General features: G+C 66.7%; 26 protein-coding genes. 15 read left to right on the top strand and 11 right to left on the bottom strand.

The features are described 5' to 3' along the window. Nucleotides 1-5 precede the first annotated feature (5 nt). Genes ACIA75_RS00620 through ACIA75_RS00590 form a run of 7 tightly spaced genes read left to right on the top strand, consistent with a single transcriptional unit; the run spans nucleotide 6 to nucleotide 7,788 of the window. A complete protein-coding gene (locus ACIA75_RS00620; RefSeq protein ID WP_397098401.1) occupies nucleotides 6-1,472 on the top strand; it encodes an MCE family protein in 1,467 nt (488 codons plus the stop codon). Further along, nucleotides 1,472-2,494, top strand: coding sequence for an MCE family protein (locus tag ACIA75_RS00615; RefSeq protein WP_397098399.1), 1,023 nt, complete (start codon nucleotides 1,472-1,474; stop codon nucleotides 2,492-2,494). Before ACIA75_RS00620 ends, ACIA75_RS00615 begins: the two co-directional genes overlap by 1 nt. Continuing rightward, the gene (locus tag ACIA75_RS00610; RefSeq protein ID WP_397098397.1) at nucleotides 2,494-3,504 is read left to right on the top strand and encodes an MCE family protein; all 1,011 of its coding nucleotides are present in this window, start codon (nucleotides 2,494-2,496) and stop codon (nucleotides 3,502-3,504) included. The genes ACIA75_RS00615 and ACIA75_RS00610 overlap by 1 nt, the downstream gene beginning before the upstream one ends. Beyond that, nucleotides 3,501-4,601, top strand: a complete 1,101-nt coding sequence (locus tag ACIA75_RS00605) for an MCE family protein (protein WP_397098395.1) — start codon at nucleotides 3,501-3,503, stop codon at nucleotides 4,599-4,601. Before ACIA75_RS00610 ends, ACIA75_RS00605 begins: the two co-directional genes overlap by 4 nt. A gap of 14 nt (nucleotides 4,602-4,615) precedes the next feature. Next, nucleotides 4,616-5,725, top strand: coding sequence for an MCE family protein (locus ACIA75_RS00600; protein WP_397098393.1), 1,110 nt, complete (start codon nucleotides 4,616-4,618; stop codon nucleotides 5,723-5,725). Further along, a complete protein-coding gene (locus ACIA75_RS00595) occupies nucleotides 5,722-6,903 on the top strand; it encodes an MCE family protein (protein WP_397098391.1) in 1,182 nt (393 codons plus the stop codon). The genes ACIA75_RS00600 and ACIA75_RS00595 overlap by 4 nt, the downstream gene beginning before the upstream one ends. Before the next feature lie 12 nt (nucleotides 6,904-6,915). Further along, nucleotides 6,916-7,788 carry a hypothetical protein gene (locus tag ACIA75_RS00590; protein ID WP_397098389.1) on the top strand — a complete coding sequence of 291 codons (873 nt, stop codon included), beginning with the start codon at nucleotides 6,916-6,918 and terminating at the stop codon, nucleotides 7,786-7,788. A gap of 20 nt (nucleotides 7,789-7,808) precedes the next feature. On the opposite strand, the gene ACIA75_RS00585 is transcribed toward ACIA75_RS00590, so the two are convergent. Then, nucleotides 7,809-9,116 carry a TetR/AcrR family transcriptional regulator gene (locus tag ACIA75_RS00585; RefSeq protein WP_397098387.1) on the bottom strand — a complete coding sequence of 436 codons (1,308 nt, stop codon included), beginning with the start codon at nucleotides 9,114-9,116 and terminating at the stop codon, nucleotides 7,809-7,811. A 199-nt stretch (nucleotides 9,117-9,315) separates the two neighbouring features. On the opposite strand from ACIA75_RS00585, the gene ACIA75_RS00580 reads away from it, so the two are divergent. The 4 genes from ACIA75_RS00580 to ACIA75_RS00565 all read left to right on the top strand — a co-directional run bounded on the left by ACIA75_RS00580 (nucleotide 9,316) and on the right by ACIA75_RS00565 (nucleotide 13,707). Next, nucleotides 9,316-10,503 (top strand): Rieske 2Fe-2S domain-containing protein, encoded by a 1,188-nt coding sequence (locus ACIA75_RS00580; RefSeq protein ID WP_397098385.1) that lies wholly within the window; start codon nucleotides 9,316-9,318, stop codon nucleotides 10,501-10,503. A gap of 61 nt (nucleotides 10,504-10,564) precedes the next feature. Further along, complete coding sequence (locus tag ACIA75_RS00575; protein WP_397098383.1) at nucleotides 10,565-11,743, top strand: acyl-CoA dehydrogenase family protein; 1,179 nt, start codon at nucleotides 10,565-10,567, stop codon at nucleotides 11,741-11,743. A 38-nt stretch (nucleotides 11,744-11,781) separates the two neighbouring features. Continuing rightward, nucleotides 11,782-12,687 (top strand): biphenyl-2,3-diol 1,2-dioxygenase, encoded by a 906-nt coding sequence (gene bphC / locus ACIA75_RS00570; protein WP_397098381.1) that lies wholly within the window; start codon nucleotides 11,782-11,784, stop codon nucleotides 12,685-12,687. Nucleotides 12,688-12,870: 183 nt separating this feature from the next. Next, a complete protein-coding gene (locus tag ACIA75_RS00565; RefSeq protein ID WP_397098379.1) occupies nucleotides 12,871-13,707 on the top strand; it encodes an IclR family transcriptional regulator in 837 nt (278 codons plus the stop codon). Nucleotides 13,708-13,749: 42 nt separating this feature from the next. Here ACIA75_RS00565 and ACIA75_RS00560 read toward each other — a convergent pair whose 3' ends face one another. Beyond that, a complete protein-coding gene (locus ACIA75_RS00560) occupies nucleotides 13,750-14,541 on the bottom strand; it encodes an SDR family NAD(P)-dependent oxidoreductase (protein WP_397098376.1) in 792 nt (263 codons plus the stop codon). A gap of 24 nt (nucleotides 14,542-14,565) precedes the next feature. After that, nucleotides 14,566-15,183 (bottom strand): PadR family transcriptional regulator, encoded by a 618-nt coding sequence (locus tag ACIA75_RS00555; protein ID WP_397100811.1) that lies wholly within the window; start codon nucleotides 15,181-15,183, stop codon nucleotides 14,566-14,568. Nucleotides 15,184-15,433: 250 nt separating this feature from the next. Between ACIA75_RS00555 and ACIA75_RS00550 the strand changes: the two genes are divergently transcribed. The 4 genes from ACIA75_RS00550 to ACIA75_RS00535 all read left to right on the top strand — a co-directional run bounded on the left by ACIA75_RS00550 (nucleotide 15,434) and on the right by ACIA75_RS00535 (nucleotide 18,628). Continuing rightward, a complete protein-coding gene (locus ACIA75_RS00550; RefSeq protein WP_397098374.1) occupies nucleotides 15,434-16,966 on the top strand; it encodes an FAD-binding protein in 1,533 nt (510 codons plus the stop codon). A gap of 28 nt (nucleotides 16,967-16,994) precedes the next feature. Further along, complete coding sequence (locus ACIA75_RS00545) at nucleotides 16,995-17,366, top strand: nuclear transport factor 2 family protein (protein ID WP_397098372.1); 372 nt, start codon at nucleotides 16,995-16,997, stop codon at nucleotides 17,364-17,366. A 41-nt stretch (nucleotides 17,367-17,407) separates the two neighbouring features. Beyond that, complete coding sequence (locus ACIA75_RS00540) at nucleotides 17,408-17,665, top strand: hypothetical protein (protein WP_397098370.1); 258 nt, start codon at nucleotides 17,408-17,410, stop codon at nucleotides 17,663-17,665. Between the two features lie 99 nt (nucleotides 17,666-17,764). Next, nucleotides 17,765-18,628, top strand: coding sequence for an alpha/beta fold hydrolase (locus ACIA75_RS00535; protein ID WP_397098368.1), 864 nt, complete (start codon nucleotides 17,765-17,767; stop codon nucleotides 18,626-18,628). 36 nt (nucleotides 18,629-18,664) lie between these two features. Here the strand turns inward: ACIA75_RS00535 and ACIA75_RS00530 are convergent, their stop codons facing one another. The 8 genes from ACIA75_RS00530 to ACIA75_RS00495 form a co-directional block, all read right to left on the bottom strand. Next, nucleotides 18,665-19,492 (bottom strand): mycofactocin-coupled SDR family oxidoreductase, encoded by an 828-nt coding sequence (locus ACIA75_RS00530; RefSeq protein ID WP_397098365.1) that lies wholly within the window; start codon nucleotides 19,490-19,492, stop codon nucleotides 18,665-18,667. A gap of 1 nt (nucleotide 19,493) precedes the next feature. Beyond that, entirely contained in the window at nucleotides 19,494-20,291 is a 798-nt protein-coding gene (locus ACIA75_RS00525; protein WP_397098362.1) for a mycofactocin-coupled SDR family oxidoreductase, read from the bottom strand. Nucleotides 20,292-20,444: 153 nt separating this feature from the next. Next, entirely contained in the window at nucleotides 20,445-20,822 is a 378-nt protein-coding gene (locus ACIA75_RS00520; protein WP_397098360.1) for a VOC family protein, read from the bottom strand. Between the two features lie 39 nt (nucleotides 20,823-20,861). Further along, complete coding sequence (locus tag ACIA75_RS00515) at nucleotides 20,862-21,122, bottom strand: Txe/YoeB family addiction module toxin (protein WP_397098358.1); 261 nt, start codon at nucleotides 21,120-21,122, stop codon at nucleotides 20,862-20,864. Continuing rightward, entirely contained in the window at nucleotides 21,119-21,403 is a 285-nt protein-coding gene (locus tag ACIA75_RS00510; protein ID WP_397098355.1) for a type II toxin-antitoxin system Phd/YefM family antitoxin, read from the bottom strand. The genes ACIA75_RS00515 and ACIA75_RS00510 overlap by 4 nt, the downstream gene beginning before the upstream one ends. Nucleotides 21,404-21,625: 222 nt before the next feature. After that, nucleotides 21,626-22,507 carry an alpha/beta fold hydrolase gene (locus ACIA75_RS00505; protein ID WP_397098353.1) on the bottom strand — a complete coding sequence of 294 codons (882 nt, stop codon included), beginning with the start codon at nucleotides 22,505-22,507 and terminating at the stop codon, nucleotides 21,626-21,628. 201 nt (nucleotides 22,508-22,708) lie between these two features. Further along, the gene (locus ACIA75_RS00500) at nucleotides 22,709-23,284 is read right to left on the bottom strand and encodes a histidine phosphatase family protein (protein WP_397098351.1); all 576 of its coding nucleotides are present in this window, start codon (nucleotides 23,282-23,284) and stop codon (nucleotides 22,709-22,711) included. 255 nt (nucleotides 23,285-23,539) lie between these two features. Then, nucleotides 23,540-24,580 carry an NAD(P)-dependent alcohol dehydrogenase gene (locus tag ACIA75_RS00495; protein WP_397098349.1) on the bottom strand — a complete coding sequence of 347 codons (1,041 nt, stop codon included), beginning with the start codon at nucleotides 24,578-24,580 and terminating at the stop codon, nucleotides 23,540-23,542. Nucleotides 24,581-24,657 lie beyond the last annotated feature (77 nt).

Here is a 24,657-nt window from a genome sequence, read left to right as displayed (position 1 = left end):
CGTCGATGATCATCGATCACAGCGGCCGGGGGCCGCGCCCGTGGCACATGTCCGTCGCAGGCCTGGTGATGCTGACCGTCCTGGCGGTGCTGCTGGGGCTGCTCGGGCTGCGGTACACGGGGCGTTTCGAGGATGCCGTCCCGGTGCGGGCGGTGCTCACCAGCACCGGTGACGGTTTGCCGGAGCGCGCCGATGTGAAGTTCCGGGGCATGGTCGTGGGGGCGGTCTCCGCCGTGGACGTGGTGGCGGCCGGGAAACGGCAGCAGGTCCGGATCGATCTGGATGCGCGTATCGCGCCGACCATTCCGGATAATGTCACCGCCCGGGTCGTACCGAACAACCTTTTCGGTGTCACGGGTATCGAACTCGTGGACAACGGTGTCACCCCCGGGCGCCTGTCCGCGGGCGCCGAGATCGCCGAGGACACCAGCGCGGGCACCGTCCAGTTGCAGACCACGCTGACCGTGCTGCGTGATGTGCTGGACAAGATCCAGCCGGAGAAACTCGGCCGGGTCCTCGCCACATTCTCCGAAGCCCTCGATCCGGGGGCGCGGGCACCCGGATCGACGATCGAGCGACTGGACACCTGGGTCACCGAGGTACGACGTATCGAGGGTGTGGGGGACCTGCTGGGTGATCTGGGCCGCGCAACGACCGCGCTGAGCCAGTCGGCGCCGGAGCTGGTGGGCGTGCTGTCGGAGTCGGTGACCACCGCGCGCACCCTCACCGAACGGCGCGAGAACCTCATCACCATGCTCGCCAATGCCAGTGGGACGGTGGATTCGGTGAACAGCCTGTTCGCCCGGAATCCGGACGCGGCCAAGGAACTGGTGCCCGGACTGGACAGCCTGTTCGGCTCGCTGGCACAGGACCCGGAAGCCATCCCGACCGCCATCGCCAACCTCAACACCGCACTCGGGAAACTGTCCGGGGCGTTCGGCTGGGGCCCGAAGCGGCAGATGCGGTGGAGCCTGGACGTATCGTTCACGCCGTTCCAGCAGTACACGGCGAAGGACTGCCCCCGCTACGGCGAGATGGCCGGTCCGCGCTGCGGCGGTGCCTCGGTCCCGCAGACCGCTCCACCACAGCAGTATCCGCCGAATCTGCTGCCCGGCTGGCTCGACAGCGCGGGGCCGAAACCGCAGGTGCCGGCGCTGCCCGCGCCGATACAGGCACCCGCGCTCCCGCAGATCCCGGGGATCCCGGCACTGCCCGGTCTGCCGGCCATCCCGGGTATCACGGTGCCGCTGTTCCCCGGCGCCGCACCTGCTCCGGCACCCGCGGGGCAACCGGCGCCGCCGGGTCACGCCGCGCCGGCGGCCGCACCGGCCGGTGCACCGATCGCCCAGCTGCGCGGGCACGCCGCCGTCGCCGCGCTCCTCGGGCGGCAGCCCACCACGGCCGAATTACTGCTGCTCACACCGGTGCTGGCGGGCGGCACGGTCGATGTCTACTCGGAGGGGGCCGCCTGATGCGATTGGCGCGGACAATTGCCGGTTTCAGTATTTTCGCGGTGATCGCGATCGTGCTGACCGTCACCATCTGGTCCACTCTGCAGCGGTCGGTGCCGGGGGAGACCGAGACCTACTCGGCGACCTTCACCGACGTGATGGGGGTCCGGGTCGGTGACGATGTGCGGATGGCCGGGGTGCGCGTCGGCCGGGTCGATTCGATCGACTTCGAATCGGATTACAAGGCCCGGCTGGTGCTGCGGATCGAACAGCGGCAGCGGCTCACCGACACCACGAAAGCGCTGGTGCGGTACCAGAACCTGATCGGCCAGCGGTATATCGCGCTGCTGCCGGGTGCGGAGAAAGGTGTGGAGGTCGCGCCGGGTTCGCATATTCCGGTGGAACGCACCGAACCCTCGTTCGACGTCTCGGCGCTGCTGTCCGGGTTCGAACCACTGTTCAATGTGCTCCAGCCGGATCAGGTCAATTCGCTGTCGGACACCTTGATCCAGGCATTACAGGGTGACGGGGTCTCCCTGAGCGCACTGATCACCCAGGCCGCCGAACTGGCGAATACCTTCGGGCAGCGCGACGAGATCCTGGGCGCGGTGATCACCAACCTCAGCAGTGTGATCGCCGGGCTGGCCAACCGCAGCCAGGAGCTGGAAACACTGATCACCCAAACCAGAGGCCTGATGGACGCGCTGTATGCCGAGGGCGAAACCCTGAAGAGTTCGGTGGATACCGTGGCTCGGTCCACCGATTCACTGACCAACCTGATCAGCACGGTCAAACCGGATATTGTGCTGGCGCAGAACGAGGCGACCACCGCGGTGGAACTGCTGCTGGTCAACGGCGCCGCACTCGACCAGGCGGCGATCGAACTGCCGAACGTGCTCAACGGACTTGCCCGGTTCACCGGCTACGGCGCCTACGGCAATGCCTATATCTGCAGCCTGGACGTTTCGCTGTGGGGTGTGCTGCTGCCGCCCGGTCTCTTCTCGCAGATCGGTGGCGATTCGCATTCGGAGGTGTGCCGCTGATGGCGAGGTTACGACTGCCCTTCGCGAAGAACCGTTTCCTGTGGCAGGGCCTGCTCGCCGCGGCGGCGGTGGCGGTACTGCTGATCGGGTCCAGTGTGCTGTCGCAGCTGCGGCTCACCGATAAGACGGTGACCGCGGAATTCGCGCAGGCCGCGGGTATGCGGCCGGGGGCGACGGTGGATGTGTCCGGTATCGAGGTCGGCGAGGTGCGTGCGGTGCGGCTGGCCGGGGACAAGGTCGAGGTGGTGATGAAGATCAGCCGGGACATCCGGCTGGCCACCGACGCTCGGGCCGCGATCAAGATGTCGACAATTCTCGGCCGGCTGCATATCGAACTGGTCCCGGGTGCGGGCGAGGAATCGGCGGACAACCGGATCCCGCTGGCCAATACCGCTGTGCCGTACAACTTGGCGAAAGTCATCCAGGATCCGAAGTACAAATCCTCGTTCGAGCGGATCGAGCGGATCGACCCGGGCAAACTGCGTCAGGCACTGGATGTTTTCTCCCGCCAGATGGGTGATTCGCCGGAACTGGCGGTGACCGCGCTGGATTCGATCGGTTCCCTGGCCGCGGTGATCAACGCGCGGCGCGACGAGGTCGACACGCTGCTGCAGAGTATGGATCAGGTCTCGCAGCTGGTCGCCGATAACCAGAACAGTGTGCTGATGCTGCTCACCCGCGGTGAGGCGATCGGGAATGCGGTGGCGGCCCGCCAGGATATGTTGCGCCGGTTGCTGGACAATGTGGCCGCGCTGTCGGCGCTGCTGCGGGACATGGGGCTGGAGAACAACGGTCAGCTCGGCCCGCTGATCCATAATCTCGACACCATGACCCAGGGCCTGGAGAAGAACAAGGACAACCTGGACCGGCTGTACGAGATCATGCCGGTGACGCTGCGGCAATTCAACAATGTGCTCGGTAACGGGCCCTACGCCGATGTGTGGGCGCCCTGGCTCCTACCGGACAACTGGCTGTGCTTCGCGCAGGTCGTTCAGGGGTGTGGCAAATGAATCTGCGCAGGATCGCGCGCGTGCTCGCGGCCGGAATCGCCGGACTGTGCGCGGCCGGCTGTTCGGTACTGCCGGACAGTATCGCCGCGCTACCGGATCAGTACCTGAGCGAACATATCCGGGTCAGCGCGGATTTCGAGAATGTGGCCGGTCTCTACGCCGGGAACGAGGTCGCGGTGCTGGGTGTCCCGGTGGGGCGGGTGGAAACCGTGACCCCGCGCGGCAGCTATGTCGAGGTCACCATGGCACTCGACAAGGATGTCGCGGTACCCGCCGACGCGATGGCCGCGCTGATCTCGCCACAGCTGATCACGAACCGGCACGTGGAACTCGCGCCCGCCTACAGCGGCGACGGGCCGAAACTGACCGACGGCGCCCACATTCCGCTGGAACGTACTCGCGTACCGGTGGAATTGGACCGGATTCTGGAGAATTTCGACCAGCTCGGGGCCGCGCTGAAAGGCGATAACGAGGCCGGTCCGCTGGCCAGCCGCGTACTGTTCCCGCTCCTCGAAGGGAACGGCGATCGGTTACGCGAAACGCTCGACGATCTGTCCGCGGCCTTCGAGGTGACCTTCGCCAACAAGGACCAGATCGCCAACACCATCATCAAGCTGAACGAGATCACGCAGGTGGTCGCGCAGAACGATCAGACCGTTCGTGATTTCAGCGGCCGCCTCACCGAATTGGTGCAGCTGATGGGGGAACAGTCGCCCGGTCTGCACGCGGTGCTCGTGCAATTGAACGATTTCGTCACCAATACCTCGACACTGGTCGGCCAGAACCGCGACCAGCTCTCCGGTGCCCTGCAACGATTCGTCACCATCAGTGACCAGATGCGCGCCAACGCCCGCGGGCTGACCGAATTGGTGGATGTCGGTCCGCTGTTCTTCGAGAATCTCGCCAACGGCGTGAGTCACGAACACCAAGCCTTCCGCGTGCACGCGCTGCTGGACAAATCACTGCTGGACAACGAGATACTGTCCACCTTCTGCGAACGAATCCAGCTGCGCGCCGACGGCTGCCGTACCGGCCGGGTCCAGGATTTCGGACCCGATTTCGGGATCACCGCCGCACTCCTGGGGTTGACGCAATGAGGATGAGGAACCGGATGTATCGGAGAGTCCTTGTGGTCGTCTCCGCCGCGGTACTCGCGGTGCCCGGCTGCGGGGCGCTGACGGTCCAGAATGTGCCGATGCCCGAACCGGGAATCGGCGGGCCCGGGTACACCGTGCGGGTGCGGTTCGAGGACGCGCTCAACCTGCCCGACCGGGCGCACGTGAAAATCGGTGGTACCGATATCGGGGTGGTCACCGATATTTCCACCACCGATTTCGTCGCCGATGTGAACCTGCTGATCCGCGAGGACATTCGATTGCCCCGCGGGACCACCGCCGAATTGCGCCAGGGCACCCCGCTCGGCGATATCTTCATCGCCATGACCCTCCCTCGGGAGGATCCGAATGCGGTGCTGCTCGGCGACGGCGATGTCATCGATACCGATCACACCGGCGCCGGGGCCTCGGTGGAAGAACTGATGGTGTCGGTCTCGCTGCTGCTCAACGGTGGCGGGTTGAACCAGGCCGCGCGGATCACCGCGGAAATGGATTCGATGTTCGCCGGGCGCGCGCCACAATTGGGGCATCTGATCACCGAAATGACCCAGGTGCTGAGCGCCTTGAACGCGCGGACCGCGGATATCGACAGTGTGCTGCACGGGGTGAATGTGCTCACCGGCGAACTGGCCGCCCGTAAACAGGAATTGGGGCAGGCCGCGGACGCGTTCCCCGATCTGCTCGCCCTGGTGGCGGAGAACAACCGCGATATCACCGGCCTGATCCAGAAGATCTCGGTGACCATGTCCGCGCTGGGCGATTTCACCGATACCACCAGCCCGCAGTTCGTCAGCCTGTTCGACAGCATCCGCCGGCTCATGGGTGGTTTCACGGCGATGGGCGATAACCTGCGGCAGACGCTCGACGGATTGCACGCCCTGTATCCCTCGCTGGAACAGTCGTTCGAGGGGCCGACGCTGGCGGTCGCGGCGCGGGTGTCGTATCTGAGTATCGGCGCACTGACCGACCCGAGTAAGAGCCGGCTGCCGGACGGCACGGATGTGCCGGCGTTCATCGGCAGCCTCGCGCAGGTACTGCAGAAGATCCAGGGCCGGTTGACCAGTCCGCCGCAGCCCGTCCCGGCGCCGCAGGAGGGTCCGCGATGAACATTCCCCTGTGGAACTGGCTGGTCCGGCACCGGGTCGGCGTCGCGAATATCGGGCTCGTGGTGGTGTTGATCGTGGGCTGCGGCTATCTCGGTGCGGAGGTACTGCGGGTGAACCTGCTGCCCAACAGCACCTACCGGGTGACCGTGGAATTGAGCGGGTCCGGCGGACTGCTCGCCGATAACGATGTGAACTTCCGGGGGACCCGGGTGGGGCGGGTCGCCGACGTCCGGGTGTCCGATACCGGGATCGAAGCGGTCGCCGAAATCGATTCGGGGGTGCGGATTCCGGTCGGCGGCACGGTGGTGGTCGGACGGTTGTCCGCGGTGGGTGAGCAGTACCTGGATTTCCGGCCGGACGCGGATACCGGCCCGTATCTGCGCGACGGTGACCGGGTCGATGTGGAACGCACCAGGATCCCGGTGACCGTGCATTCGCTGCTGTCGAATATGAGCGCGATGATCAGCGGTCTCAATCCGGAACGGCTCACGGTGATCGTCGACGAACTGGACAAGGCGCTGGCCGGCGGTCCCGATCGGCTGCGCAATATGATCTCCGGGATCAGCCGGGCGATGGCGGGTCTGGAGGACTTGTTACCGCAGACCCGGCAACTCATCGAGAACCTGACCGTGATCGCCGACACCACCCAGTACGCGCAACCCGATCTCGGTACCCTCACGGGCTCCGCGAGCGCACTGTTCCAGCAGTTGACCGCTGCCGACGAAGAGGTGCGCCAACTCCTGGACCTGGCCCCCGGCCAGCTGGCCACGCTCGGCGGTTTCGTTTCCGAAACCCAGGATCCGATCACGAACTTGGTCACCAATTTTGTGGCCATCACCCGCGCGGCGAAACTGCGCCAACCCGCGATCGCGGCCCTGTTCCCGGCCCTGCGGGCCAGTACGGCGGCGCTGAACGTGCCGGTCCACGACGGGATGTTCAACACGCTGGTCGATATCTGGCCGCGGCCCACCTGCGATTACAACACCATTCCGGTCGCTCCGACCGATCCGGTCGCCGACACCCGGGTTCGTTTGTACAACTACTGCGTGACGAATGATCCGGCGCTGCAGGTGCGTGGTTCGGCCAACGCGCCCCGGCCGAATGTGCCCGACAATACTGCCGGCCCACCGCCGGGAGTCAGCGGTGATGAACTGTCCCGCCCGATTCCGGGCCGTTAGGAGAAAACGAGAATGACCGATAAGCCAGCCGGACCCGCTGCCGAAGATCCGATGAACGGCGCGAAGAGCGTTGTAGCACCGGCGGATACATCGGTGCCGGAACCGGTCGGTGCCCACTCGGACTCGACCGGCTCGGCGGCGGATTCCGTCGGGCCTGCCGCGGCAGAGCCTGCGGTAGCCGGGGCGGCGGTGTCGGCCGAGGATTCGGCGGCTGGGGAGCCGGAAGGTGAGCCGGGCCCGGCGGGGGTGTCGGACGGCCCGTCGAGTGCAGTTGCCGAGCCGTCCGTGGCAGCTGAACAGACCGTTTCGGTGCAGAAGCACGTCGGTGAGCGCGTGGTGGGTGGGTCCGACTCCGGGCCGGACCGGCGACGTGAGGGTTCGCGCCCGCGCGCCTTGCTCGCCGCGCTCGCGGTGACGGTGCTGCTGTTGGTCGCCGCGGTCGGTGTCGCGGGGTATCTGTTCGTGCAGGAGCGGGACAAGGCCGGCCTGCTGGCCGCCCACGACGAGGTCCGGCAGGCCGCCTGCCGGTACGCGCCGGTGCTGGCGAACTACGACGCGAAGAACCTGGAACCGTACTTCTCGGCGGTGCTGGCCGGCGCCACCGGCGACTGGAAGAAGGAATTCGAGACGACCACCACCGAACTGCGTGAGGCGCTCGCCGCCGGTCAGGTGGTCTCGACCGCCGGCGATATCCAGTGTGCGGTGAAATCCGCCGACCCCACCTCGGCGGAGGTGGTGGTGGTGATCGGGCAGACCATCACCAGCCTGGGTACCCAGGGGCAGCCTGCGCCCGGGCAGCTGGCCATGGTGATGCGGATGCAGAAGACCGACGGGCGCTGGCTGGTCGATCAGATGACCTCACCGCTGGCCACCCCACTGCCGTGACGGGAGACGGCCGCCCGGACTCAGTTGTCGGTGGGGCGGCCGTACAGGACGGTCTGCATCAGCAGCGTCACCCGCTCCTGTGAGGCCATCGGGACCGTGCCGAACGACCGTCCCAGGTCGACGACCAGTGCGAACGCGGCGTGGACCAGGAAACGGGCCTGCGGACCGGACAGCTCCGGCCGGACCTGGCGTACCAGCCGAGCCCATTCGTCCACGCTGAGCCGCTGCACATTGCGTAGCGCCGCGCGTTCCTCCGCGGGCACGTGCTGGAACTCGGTGTAGTACACGAAGGTCAGTGCCCGTTCGGCGAACGAACCGGCGACATACTGTTCGACCAGCGAGTCCAGTGCCTCGCGCGGGCTGTGGGCCGCTGCCACGGCGGGGCCGATGGCACTGGACACCCGTTCGGCGGCGCGGCGGAACGCGGCGGTCAGCAGATCGCTTTTCCCGCGGTAGAAGCGGTACACCGCCGAGGCTGCGGAAAGACCCGCCGCGGTGGCGATATCCTCGACGCTCACATTGGGATAGCCGCGAGCGTGGAACAGTTCGACTCCCTTGCGGAGCAAGAGTTCGTGTTTGAACGATTCCGGTATCTCCACCGGTGGTGTGGGCTCGATATCCGCCGGGGCCGGAAGGGGCGTGCCCGCCAGCGCGATGCAGGTCGAGACGAGGAGTGCGACAAGGGCTTTCGTGGGCAGCGCCGCATGGTGGTCGGCGATGCTGGTGATAACCGACAGGAGCGAGATCGAGAGGACTTTGCGGTCGGAGTTGCTCAGCTCCGGGATATACGCGGCGAGCTGATCTTCCAGTGCGTCCAGCACCACGGTCTGCTGTTCGGCCCGGATCTCCTGATCCGCGGGCTCCAGGTAGCGGCCCTCCCAGCGCACCAGCGCGACGCTGGCCCGATTGGCGACGGTCACCGTGCTCAGCGCTTCGAGGACATGCTGGAGCCGCTGCTGCGGAGGCAAGCCGGCGGCCTCGTCCGGCAGCCGCACCGATTCCGCCATCGCCTGGCCGACCCGCAGCGATTCCTCCTGGAACAGCGCGTACTTACTGGGGTAGTGCCGGTACAGCGCGGCCGAGCTGATGCCGAGCCCGCCGGCGATATCCTCCATGCTCACGCCGTGGTAGCCGAGCGAACCGAAGGCGCTGGCGGCCGCGGCCGCGATCTGAGCCCGCCGGTTCTTGGGCCGGCGCCGGACGGTGCGGGCGGTAGCGTTCTCCTCGGATTTCCGGGCGTCGGCGGCGCCGCCTGCCGAGTCGTCCTCGCGACCCCTCGCGCGCGCCGGCGGCGAGGACGGCCGGGTCCGGCGGTTGTCGACGCTCATCCCGCAATCCTAACGTCGCCCCACCAGCGACGATGCCGCGCACCCCGCTCAGCGGCCCTTTTCGTGGTCGGCCGCCGTCCCGGAGCCCGGCCGCCGGCCTCCGGCCGTTCACCGAAACCTGTCCACTGACCGGGAACAGATCCCGGGTCATTCGCCCCTGGACGCCACTATCGGGTCAGTCACACAACTCCGTTGGAACATGGAGGTTCCGATGCCGGCTCACGCATCGAACGGGCAAGCCCAGCAAGGTACGGACGAATACCGGCAGATCGAAGCCGCCGCGGCCCCGGCCCGGTTCGCGCGCGGCTGGCACTGCCTGGGTCTGGCGAAGTCCTTCCGGGACGGCCGGCCGCACGAGGTCAAGGCCTTCGGCACCACACTGGTGGTGTTCGAGTCCGAAACCGACAGCACACTGAACGTGCTCGACGGGTACTGCCGTCACCTGGGCGGCAACCTGGCCCACGGCACGGTCAAAGGCGATTCCATCGCCTGCCCCTTCCACGACTGGCGCTGGGGCGGCAACGGTAAGTGCACCGGTATCCCGTATGCGCGGCGCGTGCCTCCGCTGGCCCGGACCCGGTCCTGGCCCACGCTGGAACGTAACGGTCAGCTCTTCGTCTGGAACGATCCGCAGGGTAGTAAACCCACCGACGAGGTGACCATTCCGCAGATCGAGGGCTACGGCACCGCGGAGTGGACCGATTGGACCTGGAACACCCTGCTGGTCGAGGGGTCGCACTGCCGCGAGATCGTGGACAACGTGGTAGATATGGCCCACTTCTTCTATGTCCACTATTCCTTCCCGCGCTATTTCAAGAACGTTTTCGAAGGCCATGTGGCCACCCAGTACATGCGGTCCACCCCGCGCGGCGATATCAATGTCGGCAGCAACTACGACGATCCGAATTCCACTCTCCGCTCGGACGCCTCGTATTTCGGTCCCTCGTACATGATCGATCAGCTGTGGAGCGAGGCACAGGGCATGACAATCGAAACTGTGCTGATCAACTGCCACTACCCGGTCACCGCGAATTCGTTCGTCCTGCAGTACGGCGCCATGGTGAAGAAGCCACAGGGGATGTCCGACGCGGACGCCGATGCGATGGCCGCGCAGTTCGCCCGCGGGGTCGAGGTGGGTTTCGAACAGGATGTCGAGATCTGGAAGAACAAGGCGCCCATCGACAATCCGCTGCTCTCCGAGGAGGACGGGCCCGTCTACCAGCTGCGCCGCTGGTACCAGCAGTTCTACGTCGATGTCGGGGACATCACGGAGGATATGACGAAACGGTTCGAGTTCGAGATCGATACCGAACGGGCCGTCACCAGCTGGGAAGCCGAGGTCGCCGCCAATATCGCCCGTGGTGCCGTCCTCGACACCACCGCCTGAACAACCTACTTCGCCTCGCGCCGGATCACCGCCGTGCGTGCGTCACAAAGGAAACTCCACCATGACCAGAGTGCTCGACAATCTCGCGGCGATCGCCGATCAACTGCGGGAGCAGGGTCCGGAAGCCGAACGCCTCGGCCGGCTGCCGGATTCGACCGCGGAACTGCTGAAAACCGCCGGTCCGATCCGGCTGCTGCAGCCGAAGAAATACGGCGGGTTCGAGGCGCATCCGCGGGAATTCGCCGAATCGGTGATGGCGGCGGCCGCGCTGGACCCGGCGACCGGCTGGATCTGCGGGATCGTCGGTGTCCATCCCTGGCAGCTCGCCTTCGCCGACCCGAAGGTGCAGGAGGAGGTCTGGGGCGGTGATCACAACACCTGGATGGCCTCGCCGTACGCACCGACCGGTATTGCCCGCCCGGTGGACGGCGGCTATATCTTCAACGGCCGCTGGCAGTTCAGCTCCGGAACCGACCACTGCGACTGGATCTTCCTCGGCGCGCTGCTCGGCGACGCGCAGGGCGGTATCGCGGACCCGCCGGCCATGCTGCACATGATCCTGCCGCGGGCCGACTACGAGATCGTCGAGGATTCGTGGAATGTGGTGGGCCTGAAGGGCACCGGTTCCAAAGACATCATCGTCCGGGATGCTTTCGTGCCCTCCTACCGGGTGATGAACGGCGATCACGTGATCGACGGGACGGCGCAACGCGAGTACGGGGTCACCGAAACGCTGTACAAGATGCCGTGGTCGACGATGTTCCCGCTGGGTATCACCGCCGCGGTGATCGGGATCGCCGAGGGTGCGCTCGCCGCGCACCTGGACTACCAGCGCGACCGGGTGGGCGCGCAGGGAACAGCGGTGAAGGACGATCCGTACGTGCTGTTCGCGATCAGCGAGGCCGCCGCGGATATCAATGCCGCGCGCCAGGAACTGCTCGCCAATGTCGATCGGGTCTGGGGCATCGTCGAATCCGGCGGTGAGGTGGATTTCGCCGAGCGCGCGGCCGTCCGGCGCACCCAGGTGCGCGCGGCCTGGCGGGCGGTGATGGCGGTCGACCAGATCTTCGCCCGCTCGGGCGGTAACGCGCTGCGGATGGACAAACCGCTGCAGCGGTACTGGCGCGACTGTCATGCCGGCCTCAACCACGCCATCCACGTGCCGAGCACGGTGTATCACGCCTCGGCGCTCAGCTCGATGGGATTCGATCCGGCCGACCACCTGCGCTCGATGATCTGACCGGCCCGGATGAGACGAACGACAAGGACACAGCGACAGTGACTGATATCAAGAGCCTCGGCTACGTACAGATCCAGACCACGGATATGGAGCGCTGGCGGCAGTTCGCCTTCGAGGTGCTCGGCTTCGCGGCCGGGTCGGGACCGGATGAGAACGCCCTCTATCTGCGGATGGACGAACGGGCCGCGCGGATCGTGGTGGTGGCCGGAGAGACCGACGAGGTGGTGCGGATCGGCTGGGAGGTCCGCGACCGCGCGGCCCTGCGCCGGGTCCGGGAGTCGGTGTCGAAGGCGGGGATCGCAGTGGAATCGCTGTCCCAGGCCGAGGCCGATGCCCGCCGGGTCGAGGAGGCGATCACCTTCACCGATCCGGCCGGCGCCACGCTGGAGGTGTTCCACGGCGCGGTGCTCGACCACAGCCCGGTGGTGACCCCGTTCGGTGCCCGATTCGTCACCGGCGCACAGGGGCTGGGTCACGTGGTGCTGCCCGCGATGGATCTGAACGGTGCGTTCGATTTCTACACCGAGGTGCTCGGATTCCTGCCGCGCGGCGCCTTCCGGGTGCCGGCGCCGCCGGAATTCGGGCCGGTGCGGATCCGCTTCCTGGGGGTGAACGAACGGCATCACAGCCTGGCGTTGTGCCCGGCGCCGCACGGCGGGGCGCCGGGTTTGGTGCACATCATGGTGGAGGTGGATTCGCTGGACGCGGTGGGTCAGGCGCTGGACCGGGTGGCGAAGGACGGGTTCGCGGTGTCGTCGACACTGGGCCGGCATACCAACGACAAGATGGTGTCGTTCTACGTGCGCGCCCCCGGCGGCTGGGATATCGAATTCGGCACCGACGGGATGGCGGTCGACGAAAAGTATTACACCGCGGAGGAGATCACCGCGGACAGCTACTGGGGTCACGACTGGTCCGGTAGCGAGCCCCTCGCCGCGATGTAGAACCGCTGCGCTGGAGACGGCCCCCTGGGTCGAGCCTTTGTGCTCGACCCAGGGGGCCGTTCGTGATTTTCGGCCAATGTTCGCGATTCATGTGACAGCGACCACAACTGGATGGTACTAATCGTAATATGCCTATTCGGCATATTCGGCTGGGCATCAGCTCGTAGACCCGATGGAGGGCTCATGACTATCCAGGACGCCGCCACCCCGAGCGCTGTGCTCGACCGCGTCTCACTGGTCCTCGACGCGTTCGAAGGGCCCGGGCGGCTCACGCTCGCGCAGGTCGTGCGGCGTACCGGGCTGCCCCGCTCGTCGGTGCACCGCATTCTGGAGCGGCTCGTCCAGCTACGCTGGCTGCGTCGCGAAGGCCGGGACTACGAGCTGGGCCTGCGGCTCATGGAACTCGGCTCGCTGGCCGTGCATCAGGACCGGCTGCACCGGGCCGCCGTGCCCTTCCTGCACGAACTGCACCGCACCACGGGATACGTGGTCCATTTGGCCGTCCTCGACGGTGCGGACGTGGTGTATCTGGACAAGATCGGCGGGCGGCTGGCGGGCGCGGTACCGACCCGGGTCGGAGGTCGCCAGCCCGCGCACTGTACTGCGGTGGGCAAAGCGATCCTCGCCTATGCCGACAGCGAGCGCGGCGATGTATTCGGCGCCGGCCCGGTCCGGTCCAAAACGCGCTACTCCATCGCCACGGCCGCACAGCTGCGGGCGGAGCTGGCGAAGGTCCGCGCGCACGGTATCGCCGTCGAACGCGAGGAATCGCTGCCGGGATTCGGGTGTGTGGCGGCCCCGGTCGGGGAAATCGGGCAGGCGGTCGCCGCGGTGTCGATCTGCGGCCCGGTGGACCGGATGAGTTTCGATCACCGCCTGGCCGCGCCGGTGCGGATGACCGCACTGGGTATCTGGCGCAACGTCGAGGACGGCCGGGTCCGGGTGCACCCCACGCTGCAGCAGCCCCGGCCGCGGGGGTCCGTGCCGGTATCCCGTCCGGCGGCGCTGCAGTACGTGTGACCCGAAGCGCGACCGCTTCGGATCCACCCCGCCGCCGGCCGGTCAGTGACGAGACTGACGGCGGTCGCCGAGCTTGCGCATCAGCGCCAGCATCTTCAGGCCGGCCCCGGGCGCGATATCGGTCCCGCGGACGAGCGCACCGCGCCAGCGTGGAATCACGCGGAAGACCTGCCGGCTGTCGATCAGCGCCAGGCCCGCCCGTGCGACGGCGTCCTCGTCGAGTGGCTTCGGCCCGGCGAACAGCAGCGCGGCGCCCGGGTCGTGGGCCCGCGCGGTAACCATCCGAGTGTCGACCACATCGGGGCACAGGGCGCGGACACGGATAGGCAATCCGGCGTGCGCGAGGTCGCCCTGGAGCGAGGTGGTGTACGACAGCACGGCCGCTTTGGTCGCGGCGTACAGCGCGAGACCCGGGATCGGGCCGAGCGCGGAGAGGGACGCGACGTTCAGTACGGCTCCGCCGGCCGCACCCATCTGCCCGACCGCGGCCGCGGATCCCGCCATGACGCCGCGGATATTCACGTCGAGGATGGTCGCGACCTCCTCGTCGGAATGGGTCCAGGCGTCGCCCGCGAACAGCACACCGGCGTTGTTCACCCAGATCGCGAGTTGTCCCAGCGACGCCGCCTGCTCGGCGATCTCGCGGTGGGAGGCGATCTCGCGGACATCCTGCTGGACGCCGACCGCGCCCCGGCCGATCTCCGCCGCGGCGCGACTTACGGCCTCACCGTCTATATCGGTCAACACGACCAGGTGGCCCATGTCGGCGAGTCTGCGGGCGAAAGCCAGACCGATACCGCGGCCGGCACCGGTGACAACTGCTGTGGTGGTCATGTCAGGACGCTAGCCGTCCGCGCCTCAGCGGCGGCCCGGGTCCTCTTCTTTGACTCGCTGCTCGACCTCGCGCCAGCGACCCGGGGTGGGGTGCGGATAGTCGGCCTGGTCGTCGTGTTCGGCCGCCACCAGCGCGGATTCGGCCGCGTCGATATCGTCGATCAGCTGCTGGGCGAGGTCGCGTTCGGAGGCGTAGTATCGCTCGGCCCACTGCAGGACGATCTGCGAGTACGCCCAGCCGGGCTCGGATTTCGCGGCCGCGGCGTCGACGGCGGCGCTGCGTTCCAGGCGTTCGGCGTCGGCGATATGGTCGCGCAGGATCTCCTTGAGCCGGTCCGGTGAGCTCAGATGCCCGAACATGACCCGCAGCATCACATGATGCTTCAGCATCGGCGGGTCCACCGGTGCGCTGTTGGTCCAGGCGGTGACGGCGGCCCGCCCGGCCGGGGTGATCCGGTAGAGGCGGCGCCCGCGCATGGCGTTGTCGGCGTCCACCCGCGAATGCGCGAAACCGTGCTGTTCGAGCTTCTTCAGCTCCGAGTAGATCTGGCTGTAGGACGGACTCCAATAGAAGTAGCGGATACTCCAGTCCGCCCACTTCTTCAGATCGTATCCGGAGATCTCCTCCTCGTAGGAGAGCATGGCGAGCACCGCCCAGCTGGTAGGCGGCAGTTTGATCTGCGCCTCGTCGGGTTCGCTCGTCGTCACCCGCCGAATGCTATCAGCGGTCATATTCCGGTCCGGCATATGACTAGCACCCCGAACAGTGCGACAGGCCGTTCACTCGACCCCGGGTGGTCTCCCGGTCACCGGGAGGAGCGTTCGACGGGCCCGGGATCCGGGCCTACCGTCGGCCTCGGCACGAGCCGGTGGCGCGAGAAGGCGGTGGACTATGGACTTCGACGACGAAGTGGATGTGCTGGTGGCGGGTTCCGGCGGTGGCCTGGCCGGCGCCTACACCGCGGCGCGGGAAGGGCTTTCGGTCGCGGTGGTGGAAGCCACCGGCAAATTCGGTGGAACCACCGCGTATTCGGGCGGCGGCGGGATGTGGTTCCCGTGCAACCCGGTGCTGGAGCGGGCCGGGACCGATGACACCCTCGAGGACGCGCTGACCTATTTCCGTGCCGTGGTCGGCGACCGCACCCCACGCGAACTCCAGGAAACCTATGTACGCGGTGGTCGTGACCTCATCGCATATCTCGAGAGCGACGACCATTTCGAGTTCCAGATGTTTCCGTGGCCCGACTATTTCGGCACCGCGCCGAAAGCGCGGCTCGACGGGCAGCGTCATATCGTGCCCGTCCCGCTGCCCGCGGCCGAACTCGGGGAGCTGCGCGAACACCTGCGCGGACCGCTGGACACCGACCGGCTGGGTGCCGCGCCGCCGGAGACGCTGATCGGCGGGCAGGCGCTGATCGGCCGCTTCCTGCGCGCACTGGCCGGCTATCCGGAGGTCCGCCTGCACCGGAATGCCGCGCTGGTGGAGTTGATCGTCGAGGACGGTGCCGTGATCGGCGCGCGGATCGAACGGCCGTCCGGAACGGTCGCGATCCGGGCCCGGCGCGGGGTGGTCCTGGCCGCGGGCGGTTTCGAGGGCAACGAGGAGATGCGCCGTCGATACGGGGTGCCGGGCGACGCCCGCGACACTATGGGACCGCCCGGAAACCAGGGCCGGGCCCATCAGGCGGGTATCACCGCGGGAGCCGATACGGATCTCATGGATCAGGCGTGGTGGTCGCCGGGGCTCACCCATCCGGACGGACGATCGGCCTTCGCCCTGTGGTTCACCGGCGGGATCTTCGTCGACCAGGACGGCCGCCGGTTCGTCAACGAATCCGCACCCTACGACCGCCTCGGCCGGGCGGCGATCGAGCGGCTGCGCGACGGCACCCTGACCCTGCCGTACTGGATGATCTACGACGACCGCGCCGGCGCCGTCCCGCCGGTGCAGGCCACCAATGTCTCGATGGTCGAATCCGAGAAGTACGAAGCCGCCGGGCTATGGCATACCGCCGACACCCTCGAAGAGCTGGCGTCGGCTCTCGGCATCCCGGCCGCGAACCTGGTCGCCACCGTGGAGCGTTACAACGCGATGGTCGCGGCGGGCGCCGATACCGATTTCGGCCGGGGCGACGAAGCCTACGATCGCGCGTTCTCCCAGGGTGAGTTGCCGCTGGTACCGATCGACCGCCCCCCGTTCCACGCCGCGGCATTCGGCCTGTCCGATCTCGGCACCAAGGGCGGGTTGCGGACCGATACCGCTGCCCGCGTCCTCGGCAGCGACGGGGCACCGATTCCCGGACTGTATGCCGCGGGTAACACCATGGCCGCGGTCAGCGGCACCGCCTATCCCGGCGGTGGTAACCCCATCGGCGCCTCGATGCTGTTCAGTCACCTCGCCGTCCGCGACATGCTCGCCCGGTAACGCCCTCCTCGCAGAACAGGAACACACGATGCCGGAACCGGAACAGATCCGCGCTGCCGTGCGCCGCTACCTCGACGCCGTGGCCACCGGAACGGCGGCCGATATCGCCGCTCTGTACGACGAGAACGCCACCCTGGAAGACCCCGTCGGCACCCCCGCGCACACCGGGCGCGCGGCCATCGAGAAGTTCTACGGAAATCTCGAATCATCCCGTCGCACTACCGAACTGGTCACCCTGCGGGTGAGCGGCGACCACGCCGCATTCGGATTCCGGGTGATCACCGATACCGGGGAACAGACGATCACCGTCGAACCCATCGACGTGATGACCTTCGACGACCAAGCGCGGATCACGAGTATGCGTGCATTCTGGTCCGCGGAGGACATCAGCTTCGGCTGAGTACCCGGCTATCTCGCGGCCTGGCCGACGAAGGAGTGATCGTGCAGCCCATACAGTGCGCCACCTGCGGTAACCGAGTGCTGGTGGAAAAATTCAGCCCCAGCCACACCAGCATCCAATGGCTCGACGATGCCGAATCCGCCTGCCCCGAATTCGCCCGGCGGGCGGCGCTCGGCGAGCCCAGCAAGTGGATCCCGACCTGCGCGGCACTGCGTGATTCGATCGAGCGGGCCGTCGCCGACGGTGAACTGCCCACCGACGAACACCGCCGGGAACCCGTTCCGGGCCGCCTCGGCTGAACCCGGGTCCGAGCGACCACTCATCGGGAACACCCGGGCAGCGGTCGTCATGGAACTGGCAACGTGGCACGGAGAAGTACGCCGATATGGAGGTTCACGATGACATCGGATTCCGGTTCCGCGCACGAGCTGCGGGAAGTACGTACCGACGCCGGGGTGCTGCGATATTACGAGGCCGGCTCCGGTTCGCCGCTGTTGCTGCTGCACGGTTCCGGGCCCGGGGTCACCGGGTGGCGTAACTTCCGCGGCAATATCGATGTCTTCGCCGAACGATTCCGCTGCCTGATCCTGGAGTTCCCCGGGTTCGGCGTGAGCGACGATTTCGGTGGTCACCCCATGATCACCGCCCTGGATTCGGTGGTCCGGTTCGTGGACGCGCTCGGTCTCGAACGGGTCGATATCGTGGGAAACTCGATGGGCGGCGGAGTAGCGCTCAACTACGCGATCGCCCACCCGGACCGGGTCGGCAAGATTGTGACCATCGGCGGGATCGGCAAGAACCTCTTCAGCCCGGGGCCGGGGGAGGGTATCCGGCTGCTCCAGGAATTCACCGAGAACCCCACCAGGGACAAGCTCGTCGCGTGGCTGCATTCGATGGTGTACGACCCGGCCCTGGTCACCGAGGAGATGATCGAGGAACGCTGGGCCCAGGCCACCGATCCGGCCACGCTCGACAGCGCCCGCCGCATGTACAGCAAGGCCGCGTTCACCGCGATGGTCCGGGCGATGGAGGCCGCGGACACGCCACCGCCGTGGGCGATGCTGCACAAGGTGAAGGCGCCGACCCTGGTGACCTGGGGTCGCGATGACCGGGTGAGTCCGCTCGATATGGCGCTGGTGCCGATGCGCACGATTCCGCGGGCCGAACTGCACGTGTTCCCGGATTGCGGTCACTGGGCGATGATCGAGCAGAAGGCCGCGTTCGAATCCGCGGTACTGGCCTTCCTCACCCGCAAGGGCTGATCGGAAAGGGGAGGCGGTGCTGCCGCCTCCCCTTCGTCAGCGCTGGGTGCTGCCGGCGTCCACCGGCAGGGTCACCGCGGTGATGTAGCGGGCCTCATCGGAGGCCAGGAACAGGGCCGCGTTCGCGATATCGACCGGTTCGACCCACGGAATCGCCAGCATGTTCATGGTTCGCGCGGCCTCGGCGAATTCCTCGCGCGTGGGATGTTCACGATCCGGCCGGAAGGATCGGCGCACCATATCGTTCTGGATCATCGGCGTGTCCACATTGGTCGGATGTACCGAGTTCACCCGGATTCCGTGCGGTGCCAGCTCCTGTGCCAGCGAGCGCATCAGGCCGACCACACCGTGTTTGGCGGCCGTGTAGTGAGCCACGCCGACGAGGCCGCGCAGCCCCGCGATCGAACTGGTCAGGACCATCGATCCGCTACCGCGGGCGATCAGATGCGGGGCGGTCGCTTTGCAGGTCTGCCACACGCCGGTGAGGTTGACGTCCAACATCGTCCGCCACTGCTCTTCGGTCAGCTGGAGAGCGGGCGCACTGGAGGTGATCCCCGCGGTCGCGCACACCACGTCCACACCGCCGAGTTCGTTCACCGCCGCGTCGGTCGCCTCTCGCATCGCCGCGCCGTCCCGGACATCGACAATGGCGGAAACTATTTTCGCCCCGGTCTTTTCGACTGCGCGGACAGTCTGCTCGAGATCGTCCGGGGTCGCCGGCGGGATGATTACCGTATCCACCGGCCCGCAGATATCGAACGCGACAATATCGGCGCCCTCTTCGGCCAGCCGTATCGCCTGCGCCCGTCCGATTCCCCGCGCTGCCCCGGTGACCAGCGCGACCTTGCCCGAAACCCGTCCCATTTCACACCTTCTGAGTAAGCCCGGCGTCCACGACGAGTTCGATTCCGGTGACATACCGGGACTCGTCGGACGCGAGGAACAACACGGCATTGCTGATATCCACCGGCTCCACCCAGGGCACCGGCAGGATGGTCCGTTCCGCGAGTACGCGCGCCGCGTCCTCCCGGGTCGGATCAGGCAGGTCGGGCCGCAATTTCGCGTAGACCCGCTCGTTCAGGATCATCGGCGTCGCCACCGACCCCGGATGCACGGTATTGACCCGGATCCCCCGCGGCCCCAATTCGTTCGCCAGGGTCCGGGCCAGGCCGACCACCGCGTGCTTACTCGCCGAATAGTGCGCGGCCGCCGCCCCACCCTTGACGCCGTTCGTGGAGCCGACGATCACGATCGAACCGCCCGCACCCAGATGCGCGGCCCCGGCTCGCACGGTATGCCAGACCCCGGTCAGATTGATATCGAGGGCCCGCTGCCACGACTCGTCGGACAGTTCCCAGGACGGCCCCAGATCCGCGTAGACCCCGGCATTGGCGACGACGATATCGAGCCGTCCCAGCTGCACCACCCCCGTGTTCACGGCTTCTTCCAGGGACAGCGGGTCGCGGATATCGGCTAAGGCGGTGACGCACCGCCGCCCGCAACTCTCGACCTCCCCGGCCACGACGGCCAATGCGTCCGCGGTCTCCGCGAGGTCGAGCGCGATGACATCGGCGCCTTCTTCGGCCAGCCGGCGACAGTGCGCACGCCCCATCCCACCTGCCGCCCCCGTTACTACCGCCACCCGGTCCTGCAGCCGCTTCATCGCGCGCCTCCGGCCACTACTGGATTCATGCGGCCGACGCTAGGACCGCCCTATCTCCGGTAACCGTGCTCCTCCCGGTGAACGGGCGGGCGGACGACGTACTTCCCGGTCAGCGGGAGGCGGCCGCGCATCGGACCCGTAGGAATTGCCAACCTACGCGCCCAGATCCGGCGGGACTGTGAGGCAGAAGGGATGCCCGGAAGGGTCGAGGAGGACCCGCCAGCGATCGGGTGCGGGCTGAACATCTGCTTTGACCGCGCCGCACTCGATCGCCGCGGCCTCGGCGGTATCCAGGTCAGTGACGAAGAGATCGAGATGCATCTGCTTGGGCACCTGGTTGCCGGGCCAGTCCGGCGGCCGGTGGTCCGCCACGTGCTGGATCGTCAGCATCACTCCCTGACCCTGGAGCACAATCAACTCTTCGGATTCATACCGGACTTCGAGATCCAGCAACACCCGATAGAACTGCCCGAGCTGGTGCGGATCCCTGCTGTCGAGTGAAATCGCACCGAATCTTGCTACCGCGGTCATAGCTTCCCCGTTCGCGCAGCCCGGTCCCGCACCGGGGGCCTACTCATAGCGGTGGCGACACGACAGAACGTGTATCACGTCGCTCTCGACCCGATACACCAGCCGGTGCTCCTGGGCAATCCGCCGTGACCACCATCCGGCAAGATTGTGTTTCAGTGGTTCCGGCTTCCCGATCCCATCGGCCTGGCCATTGGCAACGATATCGTCGAACAGCCGGTTGATCTTGCGTGCCGCCGACCGGTCGTTGGCCACCGTCCACACATAATCGCTCCACGCGTCGCTATAGAACTGCAGCTTCACGCCACTCCCGTCGAAGCATCGTCATCGGGTACATCCAGGCGCTCACCGGGGACGAATCCACCCGCCGCGAACTCTTCCAGCCCACGCTGCAGATGCCTAGCGTTAGCGGGGGTGCCGAGCAGATGCGCGGTCTCCTTCAGCGCCTCGTACTCACGGAGTGAGACTACGATGGCAGGTTCATGACCAGCGCGTGTGACAACGATCTCCTCCAGGTCATCGGTAGCCGTGTCGAGCACCTTGGCGAGGGTCGCGCGAGCTTCGGTGTAAGAGATCTGCCTCATAGCCTCAATGTACAGCATTCCTGTACAGATGCGCTCTGGTGCTGGAAGTAGTTCTGGAGTCTTTCGGGCGGCCACTCGGTCTGCTGGATATCTACCCAACTGGCCGGCCTCGACGAACCACGGTTCGATATCCAGCACCGGGCTTGTACCCGCCGTTGCTGCACTGCGAGGATTACTGCTGAATCGGCATGGGTCCAGGCCCCGATTCCTTTGGTGCAGTGATCAATTCCGGATTTTGTCATGGATTTCGGCGAACTCCAGGAAGCGCGGGATCACATCCTCCTGGTTCGCCCACAGGAGGTCGTGCCCGATACCTGGGTAGATCTCCACGTCTGCCGACGGGATATGTTTCCGGGCGCGGGCCGCCCCGAGTTCGGGGTCGTTGACGACCGTTTCGGCACCGAACAGCACCAGTACCGGCGCAGTGATGGCCGCCAGCTCCTCGTCGGTGAGCACTCGATCCCACGGCATCCCGGTTCGGAACTTCAAGCTCGCCATTACCATCGCGAACTCGTCCTCGGTGAGCTGAGCACGAGGTGTCAGCCACGCGTTGAGCTTGCGCATGCGTTCGGGTGTCGGCCGCATACCTGCGAGGAGGAACCTGAGCAACAGGCGCCAGCTCGGCCTGGCGAAGGTTGCACCGCCGGGCTCGAACATGGTGAGACTCGCCAGACGGTCGGAGTGATAGACCCCGACCATGATGGCCATCCAAGCGCCCAGGGAATTCCCGGCCAAATGGACTCGGTCCACGCCGAGCCCGTCCAGCGTCTCGATAACCCACTTCGCGACATCGGCGCCGTCGCGCACGGGCGCAGTCTGTACACAGCGCCCCGGCCACCCGATGACATCCGGTGTGTACACCACGCGCTCACGCGCGAAATCCTCGATGAACCGTTGCCACACCAAACCGTTGCCCGAAGTGCCCGGGAGCAGTAGGACCGGTTCGCCCTTCCCGGTTCCGGACTTACGCACCCGTGTAGTCCCGAAGGATGTTTCGACGTCGAGGTCGGTCGAGGGTACCGGCCATTGCTGCGCCCAGGCGTCGTAGATCCGCAGAAAGTTGGTCTTCGCTTCGTCGCTGGTGAATCGGCCGATCTTCGGCATGAACCCTCCTAAGTTGGTGCAGTGATACTGCCATTGATAGTACATATACTACGAATGGAAGTACTTTGATTCCAAGGAGGGGGAGTGCGGTGCATGATGGGCGAGTATCAACTCATGCCCGGATCGACCATCCGCGTGCAGGATCTCGCTGACCGTCGACGGTCGAGTGCCGCATCAGTTCCGGGCTGTGCGGTGTGGTGTTCACAGAGTGCACAGGCCGGGGCCGGTCACACGGACGTGGCGGTCGCTGAACACGAGCCGGTATACCGCGGGCATCGGCATCGCCCGGTGGAAGGCTGCGTCGATGCCGGGGCAGCCGAAACCGACCAGTGCTCTGGCTATGAATGTGCCGTGACTGCCGATGATTACAGGGGGGCCGGCCGCCCGGGCGATCGTTGCATTCAGGGCATCGACGGCGCGTTCGGTGAGTTCGTTCAGGCTTTCCGCACCGGAACGTGCCCACCACGGGCGGGCCCAGCTTTGCTCATACCGGCGGGCGTAGTCGGGAGTAGGTTCGATTCCGGAATCCCACTCGCGTAGCCGTTGGTCGGTGCGGATCGTCTGGTTGCACCGTTGCGCGGTCGGTTCGATGGTCTGCAACGCGCGCAGGTACGGGCTGGAAAAGATCGCCCGAGGTTCGGTTTCGACGAGTTCATCGCTGAGCATCATTGCTTGTGTTTCTCCCAGCCTCGACAGTGGCCGGTGGTAGTCGCCGGGACCGTTCGGAGTGGGAGAAACGGACTGGGCATGCCGCACCAGGGCGACCGAATACGTCATCTATCCAGTGTTTCAGCGATCAAGGCCCGGCTTCCGCAGCACAGGTCATACCTATTTCCACCGGTCCGACAACCTCTGTACCCCGGACAGGGTTTGCTGCGTAGTCGTCGGCCATTCGCTCGTAGTCGGCGACGCTCGGCCGCTTACATCCAGTGCTTTCTGTCGCCCTGTGGTCCTTTTTCGCACTCACGGTCTTATCTCTCCTCTCCGGGGCGCTGGTGGGTAAGGCCTCCGGGCCAATGGGTCGGTTCGGAGCTACGGGACGATGACCGCGCGGCCGCGGAGGGTTCCGGCGGCGAGGCGGCGGTAGGCCTCCGTGGCGTCGTCCAGGGAGAAGCGTTCGACGGCGATCTCGAGGACCCCGGCGTGGGCCAGGTCGATGAGTTCGATGAGTTCGGCGCGGGCGCCCCAGTAGGGGGAGGTCGCGGTGGCTTCGTAGGGACTGAAGCCGAAGCCGACCCGGGCGGCTGATTTACCGTCGCCGATCCCGACGATGGTGACATCGGAGTCCACGCCGGCGACGGCCATGGCGGTATCGATGGTCGGTTGGTAGCCGACGAAGTCGAGGACGAGGCTCGCGCCGGCCGGGCCGGTGATCTTGCGGACGTTCTCGGCGGCGTTCGCATCGGAGAGGACGGCCTCATGGGCGCCTACCGAGCGCGCGAAATCGAGTTTCTCGTCGTTGACGTCCAGGGCGATGACCCGGGTGGAGGACAGGTGGCGCAGCAGCTGGATCGCGACGTGACCGAGGCCGCCGCTGCCGATCACCACGGTCGTGGAACCCGCGCGGAGTTTGTCCAGGGAGCGTTTGATCGCGTGATAGGGGGTGAGTCCGGCATCGGTGAGCGGCACCGTCGACACCGGGTCGAGGTCACCGATCGGGACCAGGTGGCGGGGCGAATCGACGATCAGGTATTCGGCGATGGCGCCCGGAGAGCCGAGCCCGGGCGGGAGGATGCCCAGCTCGGCCGCCCGGGAACAGTAGTTCTCCTGACCCTGTGCGCAGAACCAGCAGTTTCCGCAGCCCCACGGGCCGTAGACCACGACGTTCGTGCCGATATCGATACCCCGGACACCGGCGCCGACGGCCGCGACCTGTCCGGCGCCCTCGTGCCCGAGAGTGAGCGGAAGTTCGATGCCGAACATTTCCGGTGGGTTGTTCATGACGTAGTCGTCGGAATGGCACACACCGGCCGCGGTGACCCGGAGTAATACCTCACCGGGGCCGGGTTCGGGTGTGGGGATTTCGCGAACCTCGGGTTCAGCACCGACGGTCACGTACTGCAGAGCCTTCATGAGCGCCTGTCCTCTCTTGGGCCGAGCGACTGGGTGCGTGCGGGTCGAGCGATCGTGCCGGTCGAGCGACCTTGCTG

This window comes from Nocardia sp. NPDC051750, from assembly GCF_044453135.1.
Lineage (GTDB): Bacteria > Actinomycetota > Actinomycetes > Mycobacteriales > Mycobacteriaceae > Nocardia.
The sequence above is the reverse complement of the archived record's forward strand: the minus strand, read 5'-3'. Positions and strand labels throughout refer to the sequence as shown.

Excerpts from the sequence above, each read along its gene's own strand:
- ACIA75_RS00580 (WP_397098385.1), top strand. The coding sequence starts at position 9,316 with ATGGAGGTTCCGATGCCGGCTCACGCATCGAACGGGCAAGCCCAGCAA.
- ACIA75_RS00600 (WP_397098393.1), top strand. The coding sequence starts at position 4,616 with ATGTATCGGAGAGTCCTTGTGGTCGTCTCCGCCGCGGTACTCGCGGTG.
- ACIA75_RS00615 (WP_397098399.1), top strand. The coding sequence starts at position 1,472 with ATGCGATTGGCGCGGACAATTGCCGGTTTCAGTATTTTCGCGGTGATC.
- ACIA75_RS00585 (WP_397098387.1), bottom strand. The coding sequence starts at position 9,116 with ATGAGCGTCGACAACCGCCGGACCCGGCCGTCCTCGCCGCCGGCGCGC.
- ACIA75_RS00610 (WP_397098397.1), top strand. The coding sequence starts at position 2,494 with ATGGCGAGGTTACGACTGCCCTTCGCGAAGAACCGTTTCCTGTGGCAG.
- ACIA75_RS00595 (WP_397098391.1), top strand. The coding sequence starts at position 5,722 with ATGAACATTCCCCTGTGGAACTGGCTGGTCCGGCACCGGGTCGGCGTC.
- ACIA75_RS00530 (WP_397098365.1), bottom strand. The coding sequence starts at position 19,492 with ATGGGACGGGTTTCGGGCAAGGTCGCGCTGGTCACCGGGGCAGCGCGG.
- ACIA75_RS00510 (WP_397098355.1), bottom strand. The coding sequence starts at position 21,403 with ATGAGGCAGATCTCTTACACCGAAGCTCGCGCGACCCTCGCCAAGGTG.
- ACIA75_RS00565 (WP_397098379.1), top strand. The coding sequence starts at position 12,871 with ATGACTATCCAGGACGCCGCCACCCCGAGCGCTGTGCTCGACCGCGTC.
- ACIA75_RS00535 (WP_397098368.1), top strand. The coding sequence starts at position 17,765 with ATGACATCGGATTCCGGTTCCGCGCACGAGCTGCGGGAAGTACGTACC.
- ACIA75_RS00520 (WP_397098360.1), bottom strand. The coding sequence starts at position 20,822 with ATGACCGCGGTAGCAAGATTCGGTGCGATTTCACTCGACAGCAGGGAT.
- ACIA75_RS00495 (WP_397098349.1), bottom strand. The coding sequence starts at position 24,580 with ATGAAGGCTCTGCAGTACGTGACCGTCGGTGCTGAACCCGAGGTTCGC.
- ACIA75_RS00545 (WP_397098372.1), top strand. The coding sequence starts at position 16,995 with ATGCCGGAACCGGAACAGATCCGCGCTGCCGTGCGCCGCTACCTCGAC.
- ACIA75_RS00525 (WP_397098362.1), bottom strand. The coding sequence starts at position 20,291 with ATGAAGCGGCTGCAGGACCGGGTGGCGGTAGTAACGGGGGCGGCAGGT.
- ACIA75_RS00620 (WP_397098401.1), top strand. The coding sequence starts at position 6 with ATGATCATCGATCACAGCGGCCGGGGGCCGCGCCCGTGGCACATGTCC.
- ACIA75_RS00590 (WP_397098389.1), top strand. The coding sequence starts at position 6,916 with ATGACCGATAAGCCAGCCGGACCCGCTGCCGAAGATCCGATGAACGGC.
- ACIA75_RS00505 (WP_397098353.1), bottom strand. The coding sequence starts at position 22,507 with ATGCCGAAGATCGGCCGATTCACCAGCGACGAAGCGAAGACCAACTTT.
- ACIA75_RS00550 (WP_397098374.1), top strand. The coding sequence starts at position 15,434 with ATGGACTTCGACGACGAAGTGGATGTGCTGGTGGCGGGTTCCGGCGGT.
- ACIA75_RS00605 (WP_397098395.1), top strand. The coding sequence starts at position 3,501 with ATGAATCTGCGCAGGATCGCGCGCGTGCTCGCGGCCGGAATCGCCGGA.
- ACIA75_RS00500 (WP_397098351.1), bottom strand. The coding sequence starts at position 23,284 with ATGACGTATTCGGTCGCCCTGGTGCGGCATGCCCAGTCCGTTTCTCCC.
- ACIA75_RS00560 (WP_397098376.1), bottom strand. The coding sequence starts at position 14,541 with ATGACCACCACAGCAGTTGTCACCGGTGCCGGCCGCGGTATCGGTCTG.
- ACIA75_RS00555 (WP_397100811.1), bottom strand. The coding sequence starts at position 15,183 with ATGCTCTCCTACGAGGAGGAGATCTCCGGATACGATCTGAAGAAGTGG.
- ACIA75_RS00575 (WP_397098383.1), top strand. The coding sequence starts at position 10,565 with ATGACCAGAGTGCTCGACAATCTCGCGGCGATCGCCGATCAACTGCGG.